A 19753-nucleotide genomic window follows, 5' to 3' on the forward strand; every position below is an offset into this window, starting at 1 on the left:
CGTCATGACCGAGCAGCAGCTGCCCGAGTGGGCCGACCCCACCGTCCCGCCCGCCGACCTCGACCCGCAGGGTGTGTCCCGGCGCCAGCTCCTCGCCACGGCGGGCCTGTTCGGCACGACGTTCGCCCTGGGGACCGCCTCCCCGGCGGCCGCCGGCGGGCGCCCCCCGGGCGGCGGCGACCCGCGCCTGGCCTACCTCGTGGGCGACCACCACATCCACTCCGTCTACAGCCACGACGCGAAGCACACCTTCTCCCAGCTGGCCAAGGCGGGCGCCGGGTACGGCCTGGACTGGATGGTGTTCACCGAGCACTCCAACGTCGGGCACGCCGACCTCGGCGCCGCGCTGGAGCACGAGGAGATCCGCAGGGCCCGTGCCGAGAACCCGCGACGGCTGATCTTCCAGGGCCTGGAGTGGTACATCCCGGCCGCCGAGCACTGCACGGTCCTCACGGCGCCCGGCCCCCATGAGGTCGACCTGCTCACCCGCTTCGAGCGCGCCTTCGACGGCAAGCTGCTCGGGTGGACCGAGGGCGCGCCGGGCCACGCGGACACGGCCCGCAACGAGGCGCACGCGGTCGAGGCCATCCAGTGGCTGGCCGAGCAGCGCCGCACCGGCTACGTCGACGACGTGCTGGTGCTCGCCAACCACCCGATGCGCCTCGGCATCGACTCCCCGCACGAGATGCGCGCCTGGCGGGACGCGGCTCCGGAAGTCATGATCGGCATGGAGGGCGCGCCGGGCGCCCAGGGTGCCGCGATCCCCGGCCTGCGGGGTACGACCTCGATCCGCGGCGAGTACGAGAACAAGCCGTCCGCCCAGTCCTGGCCCGGCTACCCGGCGGACGCCTACCTCACCTACGGCGGCTTCGACTGGGCGACCGCGACGGTCGGCGGCCTGTGGGACGCCCTGCTCTCCGAGGGCAAGCTGTTCTCGGTCACCAGCAACTCCGACGCCCACCGGATCGTCTTCGACACCTGGAAGAACGGCGACTGGCAGCCCGGTCAGACCTTCGACAACACCGGCCGGCTGCCCGACCCGGTGAACACCGGCACCCCGCAGCCCGGCAGCGACTTCTGGCCCAACCAGTTCAGCCGCACCCACGTCGGCGTCACGCGGTACGGCTACCGCGCGGTGATGGAAGGCCTGCGCACCGGCCGGGTCTGGCTCGACCACGGGCATCTGCTCGACGGCCTGGAGGTGCGTCTGAGGCGGGACCGCGACCACTCCCGGGGCGTCACGCTGGGCGGCCGGCTGCGGGTCGGCAAGGGCGAGCGGCTCACCCTGTACGTCACGGTGACCACGGCCTCGCGCCACAACCCGGCCGGGATCCTGCCCCGATTGGCGCACGTCGACGTCGTCCGGGGCACCGTGCGCGGCCCGGCCGCCGACCGGGACAGCTGGCGTGCGCCCGACACCCGGGTCGTGCACAGCACGGAGGTGGGCGGCCGCAAGGGGACGTACACCCTGCGCATTCCGCTCACCGCGGGGGACGAGTCGTTCTACGTCAGGCTGCGCGGCAGCGACGGCAAACGGCACGGCGCCGGGTACCTCGGGGCGTCCGTCGACCCGCACGGGCCGGTCACGCACGCGCCGGGCGACGGTGACCCGTGGGCGGACACGTGGTTCTATTCGAACCCTGTCTTCGTCGATGTGACAGGATCTCGAAGCGTCAACTGATGCCCCTCACCGCCTCGTTGACCGCTTGACCGCCTTCACGGCCGGCGCTTCCACCGCGGGCGCACCGGGCGCACCGAGCTGGGCGGAGACCGGCGCGACGTCCACGGACCCGATGGGCGGCGGCCAGGGGCTCGCCTCCCGGGCGGACGGTTCGCTGCAACGACCGCCGTCGCCAGGATCCAGCCGTCCTCTTCCGGCGTCAGGTCGTTGGTCTCACTCACGCCGGGACTTCGACGTGCCGCGTTCGCCCTGTCAATCGCCGTGCTGAGCAGGCCATGCCGCCCCAGTGCCGGCCCGTGCCGCCCGGCGGGGCGCCCGGCCACCCCTCCGACTTCGTCGACTCGATCCCGCCGCGGAAATCGTCGGCGGACGCCCGAGCGGTCCGCCTTCATCACTTGAACTCCCTTGCCCCGCAACCACTTTCTCGGTTGCACCTCTTGACGGCCGCGGTGCCCGGGAGCACATTGTCCGCGCACCCCTTGTCTGAGAGCGCTCTCAAACACCCCCCACGGGTGCTCTCGGGCAGGGCGTGCGCGCATACCCACTCCCGTACCGAGAGGCACCCCATGAGCGAAACCTCCGGCACCCCCCGCAGACGCGGGCCCTACCGGCGGGCCCTGCTCGCCGTCCTGAGCACGCTGGGCCTCGCCGCGCTCGCCGCCACGGCGGTGACGCCGAGCGCGACCGCCGCCGCGCCGCCGCCCCCGTCGGGCTGGACGCGGGTCTTCGTCGACGACTTCGACGGGGCCTCCGGCTCCGGCGTCAACACCGCCAACTGGCAGTACGCGACCGGGAAGGGCTACCCGGGCGGCCCCACCAACTGGGGCACCGGCGAGATCGAGACGATGACGTCCAGCACCAGCAACGTCTCCCTGGACGGCAGCGGCAACCTCCGTATCACCCCGCGCCGCGACGCCGCCGGCAACTGGACGTCGGGCCGCATCGAGACCAACCGCACCGACTTCCAGCCTCCGGCCGGCGGCACCCTGCGCGTCGAGGCGCGCATCCAGATGCCCAACGTGACCGGCGCCGCCGCCCGCGGCTACTGGCCCGCCTTCTGGATGCTGGGCGCGCCGTTCCGCGGCAACTACTGGAACTGGCCGGGCGTCGGCGAGCTGGACATCCTGGAGAACGTCCAGGGCCTCAACACCGTCTGGTCGACGATGCACTGCGGCACCTCACCCGGCGGCCCGTGCAACGAGACCACGGGCATCGGCGGTTCGGCGCCCTGCCCCGGCTCCACCTGCCAGTCCGGCTTCCACACGTACCGCATGGAGTGGGACCGCTCGAACAGCGTCGAGGAGATCCGCTTCTACGTCGACAGCACACACTTCCACACCGTGCGGGAGAACCAGGTCGACGCGACCACCTGGACGAACGCCACGGACCACGGCTTCTTCATCATCCTCAACGTGGCGATGGGCGGCGGCTTCGTGGACGCGTTCGGCGGCGGCCCGGACGCGGCCACGGTGCCGGGGCACCCGATGGTCGTCGACTACGTACAGGTGCTGTCGTCCCAGGGGGGCGGTACCACGCCCCCTCCGACCGGTAACCGGGACGCCTACGGCACCATCCAGGCCGAGTCACACGACGGGCAGTCCGGCACGATGACCGAGGGGACCTCCGACACAGGCGGCGGCCAGAACATCGGCGCGCTGGCAGGCGGTGACTGGGCGCTGTACCGGGGCGTCAACTTCGGCTCCTCACCGGCGAGGCAGTTCAGCGCCCGGGTCGCGAGCGGCGCCGGACCGGGCGTGAGCGGGCTGGTCGAGGTGCGCCTGGACAGCCGTACCAGCGCGCCCGTCGGAAGCTTCGCGGTCGGCAACACCGGCGGCTGGCAGTCGTGGCGCACGATCCCCGCCAACATCTCGTCGGTGACGGGCACCCACGACGTCTACCTGACCTTCACCAGCGGCCAGCCGGCCGACTTCGTGAACGTGAACTGGTTCACCTTCGGCCGCTGAGCGGCCGTTCCATCCCGGGCGGGGCCCACGGGCGCGTGGGCCCCGTTGCCGTGCCGGCTTGCCGTGTCGGCTTGCCGTCTCTGCTTGCCGTGTCCGCTTGCCGTCACCGCAGCTCCGCGCGGAACGCCGCCGGCGTCATCTCCGTGTGCTGGTGGAAGAACTTCGAGAAGTTCGCCGCGTCGGGGAAGCCGACCGCCACGCCGACGCGGCCGATGGGCAGGTCGGTGTGGGCGAGGAGGCGCTTGGCCTCCAGGACGACGCGTTTGTCGATGAACGCCTTGGGGGTGTCGCCGGTGGCGGCGCGGACCGTGCGGACGAGGGTGCGGCGGGAGTAGCCGAGGGCGTCGGCGTAGGCGCTGACGCTGTGGTTGGTGGCGAAGTCCCGCTCGACCGCCTCCCGGAAGAGCGTGAAGGTGGTGCCCGCCTGCTGCTCCGCCGCCGTCGCCGAGCTGGCCGCCAGATGGGACAGGCGGAGCAGGAACGCGCTGAGGGAGTGGCGCAGCACCGCGGTGTGCAGGCTCAGGGGGAGCGTCGCCGTGTCCTCGTACTCACGTCGCAGATGCGCCAGCGAGGCGTACAGGGACGCGAGCTGGGTGGCGTCGGGGTGGAGCAGGGGCGGGAGGTCGTAACGGTACAGGCCCGTGGCCTCGACCGTGGCCCTCGGGAGGAAGCCGGGCTGCATGGTCAGGACCGTTCCGCGGTACTCGCCCGGGGCCGTGAAGCGGTGCACCTGCCCCGGGCGGATCCACAGCACGTCGCCGGCCTTCGCCTCGTACTCGGTGAAGTCGACCATGTGCCGTACGGGTCCGCCGCCGAAGACCATCACGATATGGAAATCGATGCGGTGAATGCGGTCCAGCGGAGCGTGGGAGTGCCAGTCGATGCCGGGGTCCATCACGCCGACCTGCATACCGACGCCGCAGACGCTCTGCTCGACCGGGAAGGCGAACGTCCGGATGCCGTCCCCCTTGCCACCACCTTGGATAGTTCTGTCCGCCATGTCCTTCTCGTGCCACCTCGACGTCCGCGGGAGTGTCCCACTTTCACCACAGGCTGGCACACCCGAACCTTCCCGCAAAAAAGTCAGACTTTTAAGGTCGAACGCGTCCGACCAGCCAGAACACTGGTTTCAATGACCTTCTGAAGAGGACTGCCTACAGATGAGCACGCAGACACCCGACGGGCCCGGCGACTTCGAGTGGACCGATCTCGACCGGCGTGCCGTCGACACCGCCCGCCTGCTGGCGGCCGACGCCGTACAGCAGGTCGGGAACGGCCACCCCGGCACCGCGATGAGCCTGGCCCCGGCGGCGTACACGATCTTTCAGAAGGTGATGCGGCATGACCCGGCGGACCCGGAGTGGACCGGCCGTGACCGCTTCGTCCTCTCCCCCGGCCACACCTCGCTCACCCTCTACACCCAGCTCTTCCTCGCCGGGTACGAATTGGGCCTGGACGATCTGAAGGCCTTCCGCACGCACGGCTCGAAGACCCCGGGTCACCCGGAGTACGGCCACACCGCCGGCGTCGAGACCACCACCGGGCCGCTCGGGCAGGGCGCCGCCAACGCCGTGGGCATGGCGATGGCGGCCCGCTACGAGCGCGGTCTGTTCGACCCGGACGCCCCCGAGGGCACCTCGCCCTTCGACCACACCGTCTGGGCGATCGTCTCCGACGGCGACCTGGAGGAGGGCGTGTCCGCCGAGGCCTCCTCCCTGGCGGGCCATCAGAAGCTCGGCAACCTCGTCTTCCTCTACGACGACAACCACATCTCCATCGAGGGCGACACCGCGACCGCCTTCTCCGAGGACGTGTTGAAGCGCTACGAGGCCTACGGCTGGCACACCCAGCGCGTCGAGCCCGCCGAGAACGGCGACATCGACGTCCACGCGCTGTACGCGGCGCTGCGGGCGGCCCAGGCCGAGACGGAGCGCCCGTCCCTCGTCGCGATGCGCACGATCATCGCCTGGCCGGCGCCGAACGCGCAGAACACCGAGGCCTCGCACGGCTCGGCACTGGGGGCGGCCGAGATCGCGGCCACCAAGCGGGTGCTGGGCTTCGACCCGGAGAAGACCTTCGAGGTCACCGAGGAGGTGCTCGCCCACACCCGCCGGGCCCTCGACCGGGGCGCCGAGGCGCACGCCGCCTGGGACCGGCGGATCGCCGCCTGGCGGGAGGCCGACCCGGAGCGGGCCGCCGAGTTCGACCGTGTCAGCAGGGGCGAGCTGCCCGTGGGCTGGGCGCAGAAGCTCCCGGTCTTCGAGGCCGGCCAGTCGATCGCGACGCGCGCCGCCTCCGGTAAGGTGCTCCAGGCGCTCGGACCGGTGATCCCCGAGCTGTGGGGCGGCTCCGCCGACCTGGCCGGCTCGAACAACACCACCATCGACAAGGCCTCGTCCTTCCTGCCGAAGGGCAATCCGCTGCCGGAGGCCGACCCGTACGGCCGTACGATCCACTTCGGCATCCGCGAGTTCTCGATGGCCGCGGCGATGAACGGCATCGCCCTGCACGGCAACACCCGCGTCTACGGCGGCACCTTCCTGGTCTTCTCCGACTACATGCGCAACGCCGTGCGCATGTCGGCGCTGATGCAGCTGCCCGTGACGTACGTCTGGACGCACGACTCCATCGGCCTCGGTGAGGACGGGCCGACGCACCAGCCCGTCGAGCACCTCGCCGCCCTGCGCGCGATCCCGGGGCTGAACGTCGTCCGTCCGGCCGACGCCAACGAGACCGCCGTCGCCTGGGCCGAGATCCTGCGCCGGCACACGACGAACCCGGCCCCGCACGGCCTCGCCCTCACCCGCCAGGGCGTACCGACGTACGAGCCGAACGAGGACGCGGCGCGGGGCGGTTACGTGCTGTTCGAGGCCGAGGGCGGCAGGCCCCAGGTCGTCCTCATCGCCACCGGCTCCGAGGTGCGGCTGGCCGTCGAGGCGCGCGAGCGGCTCCAGGAGGCCGGTGTGCCGACCCGGGTGGTGTCGATGCCGTCCGTGGAGTGGTTCGAGGAGCAGCCGCGCGAGTACCGCGAGCGGGTGCTTCCGCCGTCCGTGAAGGCGCGTGTCGCTGTCGAGGCGGGGGTGGGTCTGACGTGGTACCGCTTCGTAGGTGACGCAGGACGCATCGTCTCCCTCGAACACTTCGGCGCCTCGGCCGACGCCACGACCCTGTTCGCCGAGTTCGGCTTCACCGCCGAGAACGTCGTCGCAGCGGCCAAGGAATCGCTCGCTGCCGCGCGTGGTTGATCCGATCGCAAGAAAGAAGATGATCACTGTGACCGAAGCATCCGCCACCGCGGGAGCACTCAAGCGCCTGTCCGACGAGGGTGTGTCGATCTGGCTGGACGACCTGTCGCGCCGCCGGATCACATCCGGCAACCTCGCCGAACTCGTCGCGACCAGGCACGTCGTGGGCGTCACCACCAACCCGTCCATCTTCCAGGCCGCCATCGGCTCCGGCGAGGGGTACGAGGAGCAGCTCGCCGACCTCGCCGAGCGGGGCGTCACGGTCGACGAGGCCGTGCGCATGATGACCACCGCCGACGTCCGGGCCGCCGCAGACGTCCTGCGGCCGGTGTACGAGGCCACCGGCGGCCGGGACGGCCGGGTCTCCATCGAGGTCGACCCGCGTCTCGCGCACGACACCCGCGCCACCGTCGCCGAGGCCCGGCAGCTCGCCTGGCTCGTCGACCGGCCCAACGTCATGATCAAGATCCCGGCGACGAAGGCGGGCCTGCCGGCCATCACCGAGGTGATCGGCGCCGGTATCAGCGTCAACGTCACGCTGATCTTCTCGCTGGAGCGCTACCGCGAGGTCATGGACGCCTATCTCGCCGGTCTGGAGAAGGCGCAGGCGGCCGGGATCGAGCCGGCCGGCATCCACTCCGTGGCGTCCTTCTTCGTCTCCCGCGTCGACAGCGAGATCGACAAGCGGCTGACGGTCATGGGCACGCCCGAGGCGCTGGCCCTGAAGGGCCGGGCGGCGCTCGCCAACGCGCGGCTCGCCTACGCGGCGTACGAAGAGGTGTTCGGCTTCGCCGGCCACGCGACACCGGCGAGTGACCGCTGGACCGTGCTGGCCGGGTCGCGGGCGAACAAGCAGCGCCCGCTCTGGGCCTCGACCGGCGTGAAGGACCCCGCGTACAAGGACACCCTGTACGTGGAGGACCTGGTCGCGCCCGGCACGGTCAACACCATGCCGGAGGCCACGCTGAACGCCACCGCCGACCACGGTCAGATCAACGGCGACACCGTGAGCGGCGGCTACGCGCAGGCGCGGGCCGATCTGGCCGCGGTGGAGCGGCTGGGGATCTCCTACGACGAGGTGGTGCGGCAGCTGGAGGACGAGGGGGTCGCCAAGTTCGAGGCGGCCTGGCAGGAGCTGCTGGACGCCGTGACGAAGTCGCTGACGGGCAAGGGAGTTGACGGGGAATGAGCACCGAACCGACCACAGGGGCGCAGGTCGCCGGGGAGGCGTCGGGGCCGGCCGGGCCCTCCCCTGACTGGAGCAACCCGCTGCGCGACGCCCGGGACCGTCGCCTGCCCCGGATCGCCGGCCCCTCGGGGCTGGTCATCTTCGGCGTCACGGGTGACCTGTCCCGCAAGAAGCTGATGCCTGCCGTCTACGACCTGGCCAACCGGGGCCTGCTGCCGCCGGGCTTCTCGCTCGTCGGGTTCGCCCGCCGGGACTGGGCGGACCAGGACTTCGCGGAGGTCGTGCACGACGCGGTGCGCGAGTACGCGCGCACGCCGTTCCGCGAGGAGGTCTGGCAGCAGCTCGCCGAGGGCATGCGGTTCGTCCCAGGCGACTTCGACGACGACGACGCGTTCAAGCAGCTGCGCTCGGCCGTCGACGAACTGGACGCCTCCCGGGGCACCAGCGGCAACTACGCCTTCTACCTCTCGGTGCCACCGAAGTTCTTCCCGAAGGTCGTCCAGCAGCTGAAGAAGCACGGGCTGGCCGACGCGCCGCGGGGCTCCTGGCGGCGAGCGGTGATCGAGAAGCCGTTCGGCCACGACCTGAGGTCGGCCCAGGAGCTCAACACGATCGTGCACGACGTGTTCGACCCGGAGCAGGTGTTCCGGATCGACCACTACCTGGGCAAGGAGACCGTCCAGAACATCCTGGCGCTGCGCTTCGCCAACCAGATGTTCGAACCGATCTGGAACCGGTCCTTCGTCGACCATGTGCAGATCACGATGGCCGAGGACATCGGCATCGGCGGCCGCGCCGGCTACTACGACGGCATCGGCTCGGCGCGCGACGTCATCCAGAACCACCTCCTTCAGCTGATGGCCCTCACCGCGATGGAGGAACCCGCCTCCTTCGACGCGTCCTCGCTGCTGATGGAGAAGCTGAAGGTCCTGAAGGCGGTGAAGCTGCCCGAGGACCTCGGTCTGCACACCGTGCGCGCCCAGTACACGGGGGCCTGGCAGGGCGGCGAGAAGGTGCGCGGCTATCTGGAGGAGGACGGCATCGACGCGGCGTCCACCACGGACACCTTCGCCGCGATCAAGCTGAACGTCGACAACCGCCGCTGGGCGGGCGTCCCCTTCTACCTGCGCACCGGCAAGCGCCTCGGCCGGCGGGTCACGGAGATCGCGGTGGTCTTCCAGCGGGCCCCGCACTCCCCCTTCGACTCCACGGCCACCGAGGAACTCGGCAAGAACGCGATCGTGATCCGCGTGCAGCCGGACGAGGGAATGACGGTCCGCTTCGGCTCGAAGGTGCCGGGCACGTCGATGGAGATCCGGGACGTCACGATGGACTTCGCGTACGGCGAGTCCTTCACGGAGTCGAGTCCCGAGGCGTACGAGCGGCTCATCCTCGACGTCCTCCTGGGTGACGCCAACCTGTTCCCCCGTCACCAGGAAGTGGAAGAGTCCTGGAAGATCCTCGACCCCATCGAGGGGTACTGGGCCGCGGACGGCAGGCCCGCGCAGTACGTCGCGGGCAGCTGGGGTCCCGCGGAAGCCGACGAGATGCTCGCACGAGACGGACGGAGCTGGCGCAGGCCATGAAGATCGACCTGACCGACACCACGGCAAGCAAGATCAACAAGGCGTTGGTGCAGGGTCGCCGCGCCATCGGCACACCGGCCGTGGGCATGGTCCTGACGATGGTCATCGTCACGGACGAGGAGAACGCCTACGACTCGATCAAGGCGGCCGAGGAGGCCTCCCACGAGCACCCCTCACGCACCCTGGTCGTGATCAAGCGGCACGCCCGCTCCCCACGCGACCGCACGCAGTCCCGGCTGGACGCCGAGGTACGCGTCGGCTCCGAGGCGGGCACCGGCGAGACGGTCGTGCTGCGCACCTACGGCGAGGTGTCCGACCACGCCGACTCCGTGGTGCTGCCGCTGCTGCTGCCGGACGCGCCGGTCGTGGTGTGGTGGCCGGTGGACGCGCCCGAGGTGCCCGCCAAGGACCCGCTCGGGGCGCTCGCCCAGCGCCGGATCACCGACATGTACGCCGTGGAGACGCCGCTGGCCGCGCTGGACGCCCGCGCCCGGTCCTACGCGCCCGGCGACACCGACCTCGCCTGGACCCGCCTCACCCCCTGGCGCTCGATGCTGGCGGCGGCCCTGGACCAGGCCCGGCTGCAGATCACCTCGGCGGCCGTGGAGAGCGAGGCCGACAACCCCAGCGCCGAGCTGCTGGCCCGCTGGCTGGAGGCGCGGCTGCACGTCACCGTCGACCGGGTGCAGACCGCGGGCCCGGTCGTGACCGGCGTACGGCTGGGCACGGAGAGCGGCGAGATCGTCATCGACCGGCCCGAGGGCCCACTGGCCACGCTGTCCCTGCCGGGCCAGCCGCCGCGCACCCTCGCGCTGAAGGTGCGCGCCACCTCCGAACTGATCGCCGAGGAGCTGCGGCGCCTCGACGCGGACGAGATGTACGCCGTCGCCCTGCGGGGCGAGGGCACCAAGGAGACGCCTTCTCATGTCTGAGACCCCGTTGCTGACGCGGCGGCCCGAGTGGACCGCGCTGGAGGACCACCGCGCCGAGTGGAAGGCGCACCTGCGGGAGCTGTTCGCGGCCGATCCCGGCCGTGCGCAGCGGTACGTGGTCACGGTCGGTGATCTGCGGATCGACTACTCCAAGCACCTGCTCACCGACGAGACCCTGACCCTGCTCCAGGAGCTGGCGGCGGCCACGGACGTCTTCGGGCTGCGGGACGCCATGTTCCGCGGCGAGAAGATCAACACCACCGAGGACCGGGCCGTGCTGCACACCGCGCTGCGCGCGCCCCGGGACGCGGTGGTCGAGGTCGACGGCGAGAACGTGGTGCCGGGCGTGCACGCCGTGCTGGACAGGATGGCCGGTTTCGCCGGCCGTGTCCGCTCGGGCGAGTGGACCGGGCACACCGGCCGGCGGATCCGCAATGTCGTCAACATCGGCATCGGCGGCTCCGACCTGGGCCCGGCGATGGCCTACGAGGTGCTGCGCGCCTTCACCGACCGCGAGCTGACCGTGCGCTTCGTCTCGAACGTGGACGGCGCCGACCTGCACGAGGCGACGCGGGACCTGGACCCGGCCGAGACGCTGTTCATCGTCGCGTCCAAGACCTTCACCACCATCGAGACGATCACCAACGCCACCTCGGCGCGGCAGTGGCTGCTGGCCGCCCTCGGCGACGAGAAGGCGGTCGCCAAGCACTTCGTGGCGCTGTCGACCAACGCCGGGAAGGTCGCCGAGTTCGGTATCGACACGGCCAACATGTTCGAGTTCTGGGACTGGGTCGGCGGCCGTTACTCCTACGACTCCGCGATCGGCCTCTCGCTGATGATCGCCATCGGCCCGGACCGCTTCCGGGAGATGCTCGACGGTTTCCACCTCGTCGACGAGCACTTCCGCACCGCCCCCGCCGAGTCCAACGCACCGTTGCTGCTGGGCCTCCTCGGCATCTGGTACGGCGACTTCCACGACGCCCAGTCGCACGCGGTGCTGCCGTACTCGCACTACCTGTCGAAGTTCACGGCGTATCTCCAGCAGCTCGACATGGAGTCCAACGGCAAGTCGGTGGACCGTGAGGGCCGGGCGGTGGAGTGGCAGACCGGTCCGGTGGTGTGGGGCACGCCCGGCACCAACGGGCAGCACGCCTACTACCAGCTCATCCACCAGGGCACGAAGCTGATCCCGGCGGACTTCATCGGCTTCGCGCGTCCGGTCGCCGAGCTGAGCGACGAGCTGAAGGCCCAGCACGACCTGCTCATGGCCAACATGTTCGCCCAGGGGCAGGCACTCGCCTTCGGCAAGACGGCCGACGAGGTGCGCGCGGAGGGCGTCGCCGAGGACCAGGTGCCGCACCGCACGTTCCAGGGCAACCACCCGACGACCACGATCCTCGCGCGCGAGCTGACGCCCTCGGTGCTCGGCCAACTTGTCGCCCTCTACGAGCACAAGGTGTTCGTGCAGGGCGCCGTGTGGAACATCGACTCCTTCGACCAGTGGGGCGTCGAGCTCGGCAAGGTCCTCGCCAAGCGCGTCGAACCCGCCCTGACCGAGGGCGCGCAGGTGCCCGGTCTCGACCCCTCCACGGCCGCGCTCGTGGCCGCCTACCGCGAACTCAGGAAGTGAGCTGACATGCAGATCGGTCTTGTTGGTCTCGGCAAGATGGGCGGCAACATGCGCGAGCGTCTGCGCAACGCCGGTCACGAGGTCGTCGGGTACGACACCAACCCCGAACTCTCCGACGTCGACAACCTCGTCGAACTCGCCGATCGGCTCGCCGCGCCGCGCGTGATCTGGGTCATGGTCCCGGCCGGCGCCGTCACCCAGGGCGTCATCGACCAGCTGTCGAGCGTGCTCAAGCCCGGCGACACCGTCATCGACGGCGGCAACTCCCGCTGGACGGACGACGAGAAGCACGCCGAGGAACTCGACAAGCACGGCATCCGGTTCGTCGACGCGGGCGTCTCGGGCGGCGTGTGGGGCCTGGAGAACGGCTACGCGCTGATGGTCGGCGGCGAGAAGGAGCACGTCGACCGGCTGAAGCCGATCTTCGAGGCGCTCAAGCCGGACGGCCCCTACGGCTACGTCCACGCGGGCAAGGTGGGCGCCGGACACTTCGCGAAGATGGTCCACAACGGCATCGAGTACGCCATGATGCAGGCCTACGCCGAGGGCTGGGAGCTGCTGGAGAAGGTCGACTCGGTCGACAACGTGCGCGAGGTGTTCCGCTCCTGGCAGGAGGGCACCGTCATCCGCTCCTGGCTGCTGGACCTCGCGGTGAACGCCCTCGACGACGACCAGCACCTGGAGAAGCTGCGCGGCTACGCGGAGGACTCCGGCGAGGGCCGCTGGACGGTGGAGGCGGCGATCGACAACGCCGTGCCGCTGCCCGCGATCACGGCCTCCCTCTTCGCGCGGTTCTCGTCCCGGCAGGACGACTCCCCGCAGATGAAGATGGTCGCCGCCCTGCGCAACCAGTTCGGCGGGCACGCCGTCGAGTCGGCGGAGAAGTAGCGGGCCGTGGGGGATCTACTGCTGGTCCGCCACGGTGAGACGGAGTGGAGCGTCACGGGACAGCACACCAGCTGGACCGACCTGCCCCTGACCGGGCACGGCGAGGAACAGGCCAAGTCCCTGGCTCCACTCCTGACCGGGCGGGACTTCGCTCTCGCGCTCACCAGCCCGCTGGGCCGCGCGCGGCGCACCGCCGAACTGGCGGGCCTGGTCGAGGCGATACCCGAGCCCGACCTGCACGAATGGGACTACGGCGGCTACGAGGGGGTCACCACCCGGGAGATCCACCGCACCCGGCCCGACTGGAAGCTGTGGACGGACGGGGTGCCGCCAGGCACGGAGGGGCACCCGGGCGAGTCGCCGGCCGAGGTCGGCGCCCGCGCCGACCGGGTCCTCGCCCGGGTCGGCGAGGCGCTCGCCGGCGGCGACGTGGTCCTCGTGGCGCACTCCCACTTCCTGCGCGTCCTGACGGCCCGCCGGCTCGGACTGCCGCCCGCCGAGGGCCGGCTGTTCCAGCTGGCGACGGGGACGGTGAGCCGGCTGTCGACGGAGCACGGCCGGCCGGTCGTCGCCGAGTGGAACGTGCGGCCGTGAAAGCCCTGTTGACACGCGTGGTTCGGTCGGGTCAGAGTCGCCCGCGATGGAGATCGACGACCTGACGCCGGCCGAACGACGGGTGTGGCATGCCTTTCCGCGCGGGGAGCCGGTGGACTTCCGCACCGGGCAGGACGAGGACGCGGCGGCCGGGGCCGCGTGGGGACCGGAACGGACCGTACGCGCGGATGTGCTGAGGTCGCTGCTCCTCAACGGCCCCCAGGAGGACGGGGAGATCGCCACGCTCAACCTGGCGGGCGCCCGGATCACGGGCATGCTCGATCTCCAGTACGCCACCTTCGACCACCCCACGCGCCTGCGGCACTGCTACTTCGACGAGGTGCCGCGCTTCTACGGCTGCCGGCTGCGCGAACTCAACCTGAGCGAGTCGGTGTTGCCCGGCCTGGTCTCCCACGGCGTACAGGTGGAGGGCATCCTGCGCATGACCCGCTCCCGGTTCCGGGGCGTGGTGCGGCTCGCCGGCGCCCAGATCGCCGGGAGCCTGTACCTGGAGGGCGTGCAGATCAGCGCACCCGAGGCGACGGAACCGGCGCTCCAGCTCAACCAGGTGACCGTGGGCGACGACCTGTGGGCACCCGGGCTGCGGGTCGAGGGTGAGATACGGCTGACCGGCGCCGAGGTCGGCGGGTCGGTCAACCTCAACGAGGCCGGGCTCAGCCATCCCGAACTCGCCGCCCTCGACGGGGAGACGCTCAGCGTCGGCGGCCATGTCCTGGTGCGCCACGCGCGCGTACGGGGCTGGATCGGACTGCGCGGCGCCCGGATCGGGGGGCGCCTGGACCTGTCGTACTCCCAGCTGTCGAACCCCGGCCATGCCGCGCTGCGGGTGAGCAGCAGCACGATCGGCGAGCTCTGGATGCGCAAGGGACCGCCCATGGAGGGCACGCTCAATCTGCGGCGGGCCCAGCTCGAAGTCCTGTTTCTGGACCCGGAGATGCTGCCGGACCGGGTCCTGCTCAACGGTCTCACCTACACCTCGCTCAACCCGCCCGAGCCCGCCGAGCGGCGGCTGCCCATGCTGGAGTGTGACGGCGACGGCTATGTCCCGCACGCCTACGAGCAGTTGACCGCCAGCTACCAGCGCATCGGCGACGACCGTGCCGCCCGCGAGGTCCAGCTCGCCAAACAGCGCCGCCACCGCGCCACGCTGCCGATGATCGGGCGCTTCTGGGGACATCTCCAGGAGGCCACCGTCGGCTACGGCTACCGGCCGATGCGGGCGGCCGGCTGGCTGCTGTCACTCCTCTGCGTCGGCTCCGTCGTCTACGCCCTGCACCACCCGCCGGCGCTGAAGCCGTCCGAGGCGCCCGTCTTCAACCCGGTGTTCTACACGCTCGACCTGCTCCTGCCGGTGATTTCCTTCGGCCAGGAGCCCGCGTTCGCCCCGCAGGGCTGGTACCAGGCGCTGGCGTACGTCCTCGTCCTCACCGGCTGGATCCTGGCCACGACCGTCGCCGCCGGCGTGACCCGGATGATCAGCCGCCAGTGACCGCCTTCCGGGCGTGCTGGGCGGCGAGGCGGACCGGGGCGTTCGGCGCGCCGTAGCCGCGGTAGCCGTCGTCGCGCTGGACCAGCTCGAAGTGTTTTCCGCATGCCGGGATCTCCTGGTTGACGGCGGGGACGGTGTCCGCCAGCTCGGCGATGTCCGCGAGCATCCGCGCACTGTCGGGTTCCCGTCCGGTGAACAGGCGGAACGCGTCCGCGGCCTGGAAGGCGGCCATACCGCCGCCGTCGAGGGTGGCGCAGCCCACCGCGCGGGCGGTGCGCAGCAGTTCGGTCTCCAGCGGGCGGTAGACCACGTCGGCGCCCCACAGTCCCGGGTGCAGCAGCTCGGCGGGGACGGGCAGGCCGGGGTGGGCGGCCATGCCGGTGGGGGTGGCGTGGACCAGGCCGTCGGCGCGAGCGAGCAGGCCGGGAAGCTCGGCGGGGGCGGCCGTGGTGGCGCGGCCGGCGCCGAAGTGCCGGTCGAGCGAGCCGGCGAGGGCGGCGGCCCGCTCGGGCAGCGCGTCGACGAGGGTGACCCGCCCGGCGCCGAGGGTGAGCGTGGCGTGCCCGACGGCGGCGCCCGCACGGTGGCCGGATTCGCGGTCACCTTCGCCGCGCGGATCGCCGGTCCCGGCGGCGACGACTGGTCCTCGGTGGCCCTGTTCACCGCGGCACTGTGCGTCCCGCCGGTCGTCGCCGCGCTGTCGGCCCGCGAGACCCACAGGGTGCCGACCGAGGACCTCGGCGTGGCGGGTGCCCGTGAGTCCGCGCGGCCGGAGACGGTGACCGCCTGACCGGCCCGCCGCGGCCCCCGGCGCCCGGGGGCTTGGGCGTAGGGGCACGGGCCGCGGCGCGTCGGCTTCCGGCCGTTGTCAGTGCCGTGCTGAAGAATGCCGCGAAGAGAGATCAACAACGGCCGTGCCGGGTAGTCGGTCTCGATCACCCACCCGCGAAAGGTCCCGATGATGCCGCTCACCACCGGCCATGCGCACACCCCGCACGACCGCCGTCCGGCCCGGCTGGGCTCCCGTACCCGCCCCGCCGCCCCGGACACCGCGCGCATCATCTCCGACCCGAGCACGCCGGTGTTCGTCACCGTGCACGCCGACGGCCGCCGCCGCTACGGCTACTGGCGGCCGCACGACCCCGTGACGGGCCAGGGCAGCTGCTACGTCGCCCTGCCCACCGACGAGTGCGACAGCCTCCACGCGGCAGGCCGGATCACCCTCGGCGAGCCGGTCGTCGACCCGTCGAGGACGACCTACCGCGTCCGTGCCGCACGCACTCCGGCCAGGCCCCTGCGGGCGGTGCCGGGGCCCGTGCTCGCGGCCTGACCGGATCCGGCGGTTCCGTGGCCCCGACGGACCAATTCCCGTGCGTTCGGGTGACTACGACGTCCGCATCCGGGAATCCAGCGCAGGCTGGGAGTTCTCACGGTGCCGCGGACCGGACGGAGACACGACGATGGCGACGACCGCAGGTCGGGCAGGGACCGCTCAGGCACCGGCGAGCCTTCGGCTGCCGGGACTCGTGCTGGGGGTCGGGCTCGGCGGATTCCTCGACGGCATCCTGCTGCACCAGCTCCTCCAGTGGCACCACATGCTGTCCAGCACGAACACCGACAACGTGGGGGTGAAGTACTACGACCCGAAGACGGTTCCCGGTCTGGAGATGAACACCGTCTGGGACGGCGTCTTCCACACCGTGTGCTGGCTGGCCGTCCTGCTCGGCCTCGCCGTCCTCTACTCCCGCGTGACCCACGACCGCCGCCGCGTGTGGACCTCACGCGTGCTGTGGGGCTGGATCCTGGCCGGCTGGGGCCTGTTCAACCTCGTCGAGGGCGTCCTGGACCATCACATCCTGGGCATCCACCACGTCTACGCGGGCGACGGCCAGACCTGGTGGGACATCGGCTTCCTGGTCCTGGGCGCGCTGCTCGTCGCCGGTGGCCGACTGCTCCGGCGTGGCGGGCGGCCCTTCGAACCCGGCGCCCCGGGCACCGGGCGGGCACCGGGAACCGCCTGATGGAGCACGGTCCGCACCCCGCGGGCGACCACACGGCGGGCGGCCTCCTCGCGGTGCCGGCGCCCGCCCTCGCCCTGCTCCTGTGCGCCGGCGGCTACCTCTACCTGGCCCACCGGGCCCGGCGCCGCAACCCGTCACGGGGCTGGAGCCGGTGGCGGACGGCCGGCTTCACGACGGGGCTGGCCCTGCTCGCCGTGGCGCTGCTGCCGCCGATGGCGGCCCATGCCCACACGGACTTCCGGGTCCACATGACCCAGCATCTGCTCGTCGGCATGTACGCCCCACTCGCCCTGGTGCTGGGCGCTCCCCTCACGCTGCTGCTGCGTACCCTTCCCCCGGCGCGCGGCAGACAGCTGTCGGCCGTGCTGCACAGCCGCCCCGCCCGGACGCTCACGCATCCGGCCATCGCCTGGCTGCTGTCCACGGGCAGCCTCGTGGCCCTGTACTTCACCCCTCTGTACAACACCCTGACCGCGCACCCGGCCGGGCACTGGCTGCTGCACGCCCACTTCCTGGTCGCCGGCTGCCTCTTCGCCCACGTCGTCGCCGGTCCCGATCCCGCACCGGCCCGGCCCGGCGTGCGTGCCCGCCTGGTCTGGCTCGGCGCCGCCATCGCCGTGCACGCAGTCGTCTCGCAGCTGATTTACGGCGGCCTCTGGGTCGACGTCCACGCGCCCGCCGCCGAGGTGCGGACGGCGGCGGAGATCATGTACTACGGCGGTGACATCGCCGAGCTCCTGCTCGCCGCGGCCCTCGTCACGACCTGGCGCCCCGCACCCCGCGCCCGCCTCGCGGCGCCTCCGCCCGGCCGCGTCTTCGGCTGAGCGCCCTACCGCCACCTGGCCGACGCGTGGGGCACGTGGCGTGTGGCCGGGCCGCAGGCTGGTAACCCGCACGCACGTCGGTGTCGCGACGGCGGCGGACGGTCGCAGTAGGGAGTGACGATGGGAGCGGAGGCGGGCAGGCAGGGGGGCGGCGGGGCGGGCGCGAGAAAGGCCGACGAGCTCGACCCGAAACGCTGGAGCGCCCTGTGGGTCACACTCGTGGCCGGATTCATGAGCCTGCTGGACGTCACGATCGTCGCGGTGGCGCTGCCGTCCATGCAGCGTGACCTGCATGCCACGGCTCCCGCCATCCAGTGGGTCGTCTCCGGGTACGCCCTCTCCTTCGCCCTGGTCCTCGTCACGGCGGGCCGCGTCGGTGACACGATCGGCCGACGGCGCATCTTCCTGATCGCCCTCGCCGGCTTCGTGCTGTGCAGCGCCTGCGCCGGGGCCGCGCCGTCGATCGCGCTGCTCGTCGTGGCCCGCGTCGCGCAGGGCGTGTGCGCGGGTTGTCTGGCACCGCAGAACTCCGCCCTCATCCAGCAGATGTTCCGGGGCGCCGAGCGGGGCCGGGCCTTCGGTCTGTTCGGCGCCACGGTCGGCATCTCCAGCGCGGTCGGCCCGGTGGTGGGCGGGCTGATCCTGACTTTCGCGGACGGCCCCGGGGGCTGGCGCTGGATCTTCTACGTCAACGTGCCGGTCGGCGTGGTCGCGCTGATCCTCGGCCTCCGACTGCTGCCCAGGACGGCGCCCTCCGGCGGTCAGCGGCTCGACCTGCCCGGCGTCGCGCTGCTGGGCGCGGGGGTGCTGTCGTTGATGCTGCCGCTCGTGCTCGCCGAGTCGGGCGGTGTCCGCATGCTGTGGTGGCTGTTCCCCGTCGCGGCGGCGTTCCTCGTGGCCTTCGTCCACTGGGAACGACGGGTCGCGGCACGCCACGGCCAGCCGCTCCTCGATCCCCGGCTCGCCACCTCGACGCGCGGGTATGTCACGGGTGCCGCCATCGCCACGCTGTACTTCGTGGGGTTCAGCGGGGTGTGGCTGGTGTTCGCGCTGTTCTTCCAGGACGGGCTGGGCTACTCACCTCTGCAGTCCGGGCTCGCCGTGACGCCCTTCGCCATCGGTTCCGCCGTGGCCGCGGCGGTGGCCGGGCGGCTGGTGGAGCGGCTGGGACGACTCCTGACGGTGTGCGGACTCGCCGCCGTCGTCGTGGGCCTGGGAGGGACGGCGCTGATCCTGCGGTGGGCACCCGACGGCACGGCGGTGTGGCTCCAGGCCCTGGCGCTGCTCCTCGGCGGGATCGGCAGCGGCTGTGTGATCTCCCCCAACGTGACCATGACCCTACGGGACGTGCCGGTGCGGATGGCGGGAGCGGCGGGCGGGGCCCTGCAGACCGGACAGCGACTGGGCGGCGCCGTGGGTACGGCGGCGCTGCCCGGCCTCTTCTACATGGCCCTCGGCGACGGCGGTCAGGGCCACTACCGGTCCGCCGTCGCGCTCGCGGTCGGCTGCGGCGTCCTGCCGGTACTGGGCGCGTTCGCGCTGGCCGTGCGGGACTGGCTGCGGGACCACCAGCGGAACGGACGGGGCTGTCCCGACGAGGTCGCGCACAGCCACGCGCACGCCTGCCAGCCCTGAGACCCACCGGTCCGCGCGTCGGCCTACCGCGCCCCTGCGGCCTGGGCGCCGTGC

General features: G+C 71.9%; 15 protein-coding genes and 2 pseudogenes. 15 read left to right on the top strand and 2 right to left on the bottom strand.

Annotated features, from left to right (window positions below; genetic code table 11):
* Positions 1-4 precede the first annotated feature (4 nt).
* Complete coding sequence (locus tag ACFV6X_RS03835) at positions 5-1681, top strand: histidinol-phosphatase (RefSeq protein ID WP_385377152.1); 1677 nt, start codon at positions 5-7, stop codon at positions 1679-1681.
* A 566-nt stretch (positions 1682-2247) separates the two neighbouring features.
* Entirely contained in the window at positions 2248-3645 is a 1398-nt protein-coding gene (locus tag ACFV6X_RS03840) for a glycoside hydrolase family 16 protein (RefSeq protein ID WP_385377154.1), read from the top strand.
* Between the two features lie 103 nt (positions 3646-3748).
* Here the strand turns inward: ACFV6X_RS03840 and ACFV6X_RS03845 are convergent, their stop codons facing one another.
* On the bottom strand, positions 3749-4645 hold the full coding sequence (locus ACFV6X_RS03845; protein WP_385377156.1) for a helix-turn-helix domain-containing protein: 897 nt from the start codon (positions 4643-4645) through the stop codon (positions 3749-3751).
* 160 nt (positions 4646-4805) lie between these two features.
* Here ACFV6X_RS03845 and tkt point away from each other — a divergent pair, with 160 nt between their 5' ends.
* Genes tkt through ACFV6X_RS03885 form a run of 8 tightly spaced genes read left to right on the top strand, consistent with a single transcriptional unit; the run spans position 4806 to position 15219 of the window.
* Positions 4806-6890: a transketolase gene (gene tkt, locus ACFV6X_RS03850; protein WP_385377157.1), complete on the top strand. Its 2085-nt coding sequence runs from the start codon at positions 4806-4808 to the stop codon at positions 6888-6890.
* A gap of 19 nt (positions 6891-6909) precedes the next feature.
* Positions 6910-8079: a transaldolase gene (tal, locus tag ACFV6X_RS03855; protein ID WP_385377160.1), complete on the top strand. Its 1170-nt coding sequence runs from the start codon at positions 6910-6912 to the stop codon at positions 8077-8079.
* Positions 8076-9665 (top strand): glucose-6-phosphate dehydrogenase, encoded by a 1590-nt coding sequence (gene zwf, locus ACFV6X_RS03860; protein ID WP_365459736.1) that lies wholly within the window; start codon positions 8076-8078, stop codon positions 9663-9665. The genes tal and zwf overlap by 4 nt, the downstream gene beginning before the upstream one ends.
* Complete coding sequence (opcA, locus tag ACFV6X_RS03865; protein WP_385377163.1) at positions 9662-10597, top strand: glucose-6-phosphate dehydrogenase assembly protein OpcA; 936 nt, start codon at positions 9662-9664, stop codon at positions 10595-10597. The genes zwf and opcA overlap by 4 nt, the downstream gene beginning before the upstream one ends.
* Positions 10590-12227 carry a glucose-6-phosphate isomerase gene (gene pgi, locus ACFV6X_RS03870; protein ID WP_385377166.1) on the top strand — a complete coding sequence of 546 codons (1638 nt, stop codon included), beginning with the start codon at positions 10590-10592 and terminating at the stop codon, positions 12225-12227. The genes opcA and pgi overlap by 8 nt, the downstream gene beginning before the upstream one ends.
* A 6-nt stretch (positions 12228-12233) precedes the next feature.
* On the top strand, positions 12234-13115 hold the full coding sequence (gene gnd, locus ACFV6X_RS03875) for a phosphogluconate dehydrogenase (NAD(+)-dependent, decarboxylating) (RefSeq protein WP_385377169.1): 882 nt from the start codon (positions 12234-12236) through the stop codon (positions 13113-13115).
* Positions 13116-13121: 6 nt separating this feature from the next.
* Positions 13122-13709 (top strand): histidine phosphatase family protein, encoded by a 588-nt coding sequence (locus ACFV6X_RS03880; RefSeq protein WP_385377172.1) that lies wholly within the window; start codon positions 13122-13124, stop codon positions 13707-13709.
* A gap of 46 nt (positions 13710-13755) precedes the next feature.
* Positions 13756-15219, top strand: a complete 1464-nt coding sequence (locus ACFV6X_RS03885) for a membrane-associated oxidoreductase (RefSeq protein ID WP_385377174.1) — start codon at positions 13756-13758, stop codon at positions 15217-15219.
* A gap of 124 nt (positions 15220-15343) precedes the next feature.
* On the opposite strand, the pseudogene ACFV6X_RS03890 reads toward ACFV6X_RS03885, so the two are convergent.
* Positions 15344-15799 (bottom strand): annotated as a pseudogene (locus ACFV6X_RS03890) (shikimate dehydrogenase); the annotation flags it as partial.
* Positions 15800-15802: 3 nt separating this feature from the next.
* Here ACFV6X_RS03890 and ACFV6X_RS03895 point away from each other — a divergent pair.
* From ACFV6X_RS03895 to ACFV6X_RS03915, 5 genes and pseudogenes are all read left to right on the top strand, one after another.
* A pseudogene (locus ACFV6X_RS03895) lies at positions 15803-16009 on the top strand (MFS transporter); the annotation flags it as partial.
* Positions 16010-16180: 171 nt separating this feature from the next.
* Complete coding sequence (locus ACFV6X_RS03900) at positions 16181-16549, top strand: hypothetical protein (protein ID WP_385377177.1); 369 nt, start codon at positions 16181-16183, stop codon at positions 16547-16549.
* A gap of 130 nt (positions 16550-16679) precedes the next feature.
* A complete protein-coding gene (locus tag ACFV6X_RS03905) occupies positions 16680-17240 on the top strand; it encodes a DUF2243 domain-containing protein (RefSeq protein ID WP_385377179.1) in 561 nt (186 codons plus the stop codon).
* Entirely contained in the window at positions 17240-18064 is an 825-nt protein-coding gene (locus ACFV6X_RS03910; protein WP_385377182.1) for a cytochrome c oxidase assembly protein, read from the top strand. The genes ACFV6X_RS03905 and ACFV6X_RS03910 overlap by 1 nt, the downstream gene beginning before the upstream one ends.
* Positions 18065-18184: 120 nt before the next feature.
* Positions 18185-19699 (top strand): MFS transporter, encoded by a 1515-nt coding sequence (locus tag ACFV6X_RS03915; RefSeq protein ID WP_385377185.1) that lies wholly within the window; start codon positions 18185-18187, stop codon positions 19697-19699.
* Positions 19700-19753: the final 54 nt, after the last annotated feature.

Origin of the sequence: Streptomyces sp. NPDC059861 (assembly GCF_042731435.1) — a bacterium.
GTDB lineage: Bacteria > Actinomycetota > Actinomycetes > Streptomycetales > Streptomycetaceae > Streptomyces.

Bases quoted from the DNA above. Each gene is read 5' to 3' on its own strand.
- zwf (WP_365459736.1), top strand. From the start codon at position 8,076: ATGAGCACCGAACCGACCACAGGGGCGCAGGTCGCCGGGGAGGCGTCG.
- opcA (WP_385377163.1), top strand. From the start codon at position 9,662: ATGAAGATCGACCTGACCGACACCACGGCAAGCAAGATCAACAAGGCG.
- ACFV6X_RS03910 (WP_385377182.1), top strand. From the start codon at position 17,240: ATGGAGCACGGTCCGCACCCCGCGGGCGACCACACGGCGGGCGGCCTC.
- ACFV6X_RS03900 (WP_385377177.1), top strand. From the start codon at position 16,181: ATGCCGCTCACCACCGGCCATGCGCACACCCCGCACGACCGCCGTCCG.
- ACFV6X_RS03885 (WP_385377174.1), top strand. From the start codon at position 13,756: ATGGAGATCGACGACCTGACGCCGGCCGAACGACGGGTGTGGCATGCC.
- ACFV6X_RS03835 (WP_385377152.1), top strand. From the start codon at position 5: ATGACCGAGCAGCAGCTGCCCGAGTGGGCCGACCCCACCGTCCCGCCC.
- gnd (WP_385377169.1), top strand. From the start codon at position 12,234: ATGCAGATCGGTCTTGTTGGTCTCGGCAAGATGGGCGGCAACATGCGC.
- pgi (WP_385377166.1), top strand. From the start codon at position 10,590: ATGTCTGAGACCCCGTTGCTGACGCGGCGGCCCGAGTGGACCGCGCTG.
- ACFV6X_RS03840 (WP_385377154.1), top strand. From the start codon at position 2,248: ATGAGCGAAACCTCCGGCACCCCCCGCAGACGCGGGCCCTACCGGCGG.
- ACFV6X_RS03845 (WP_385377156.1), bottom strand. From the start codon at position 4,645: ATGGCGGACAGAACTATCCAAGGTGGTGGCAAGGGGGACGGCATCCGG.
- ACFV6X_RS03905 (WP_385377179.1), top strand. From the start codon at position 16,680: ATGGCGACGACCGCAGGTCGGGCAGGGACCGCTCAGGCACCGGCGAGC.
- ACFV6X_RS03915 (WP_385377185.1), top strand. From the start codon at position 18,185: ATGGGAGCGGAGGCGGGCAGGCAGGGGGGCGGCGGGGCGGGCGCGAGA.
- tkt (WP_385377157.1), top strand. From the start codon at position 4,806: ATGAGCACGCAGACACCCGACGGGCCCGGCGACTTCGAGTGGACCGAT.
- tal (WP_385377160.1), top strand. From the start codon at position 6,910: ATGATCACTGTGACCGAAGCATCCGCCACCGCGGGAGCACTCAAGCGC.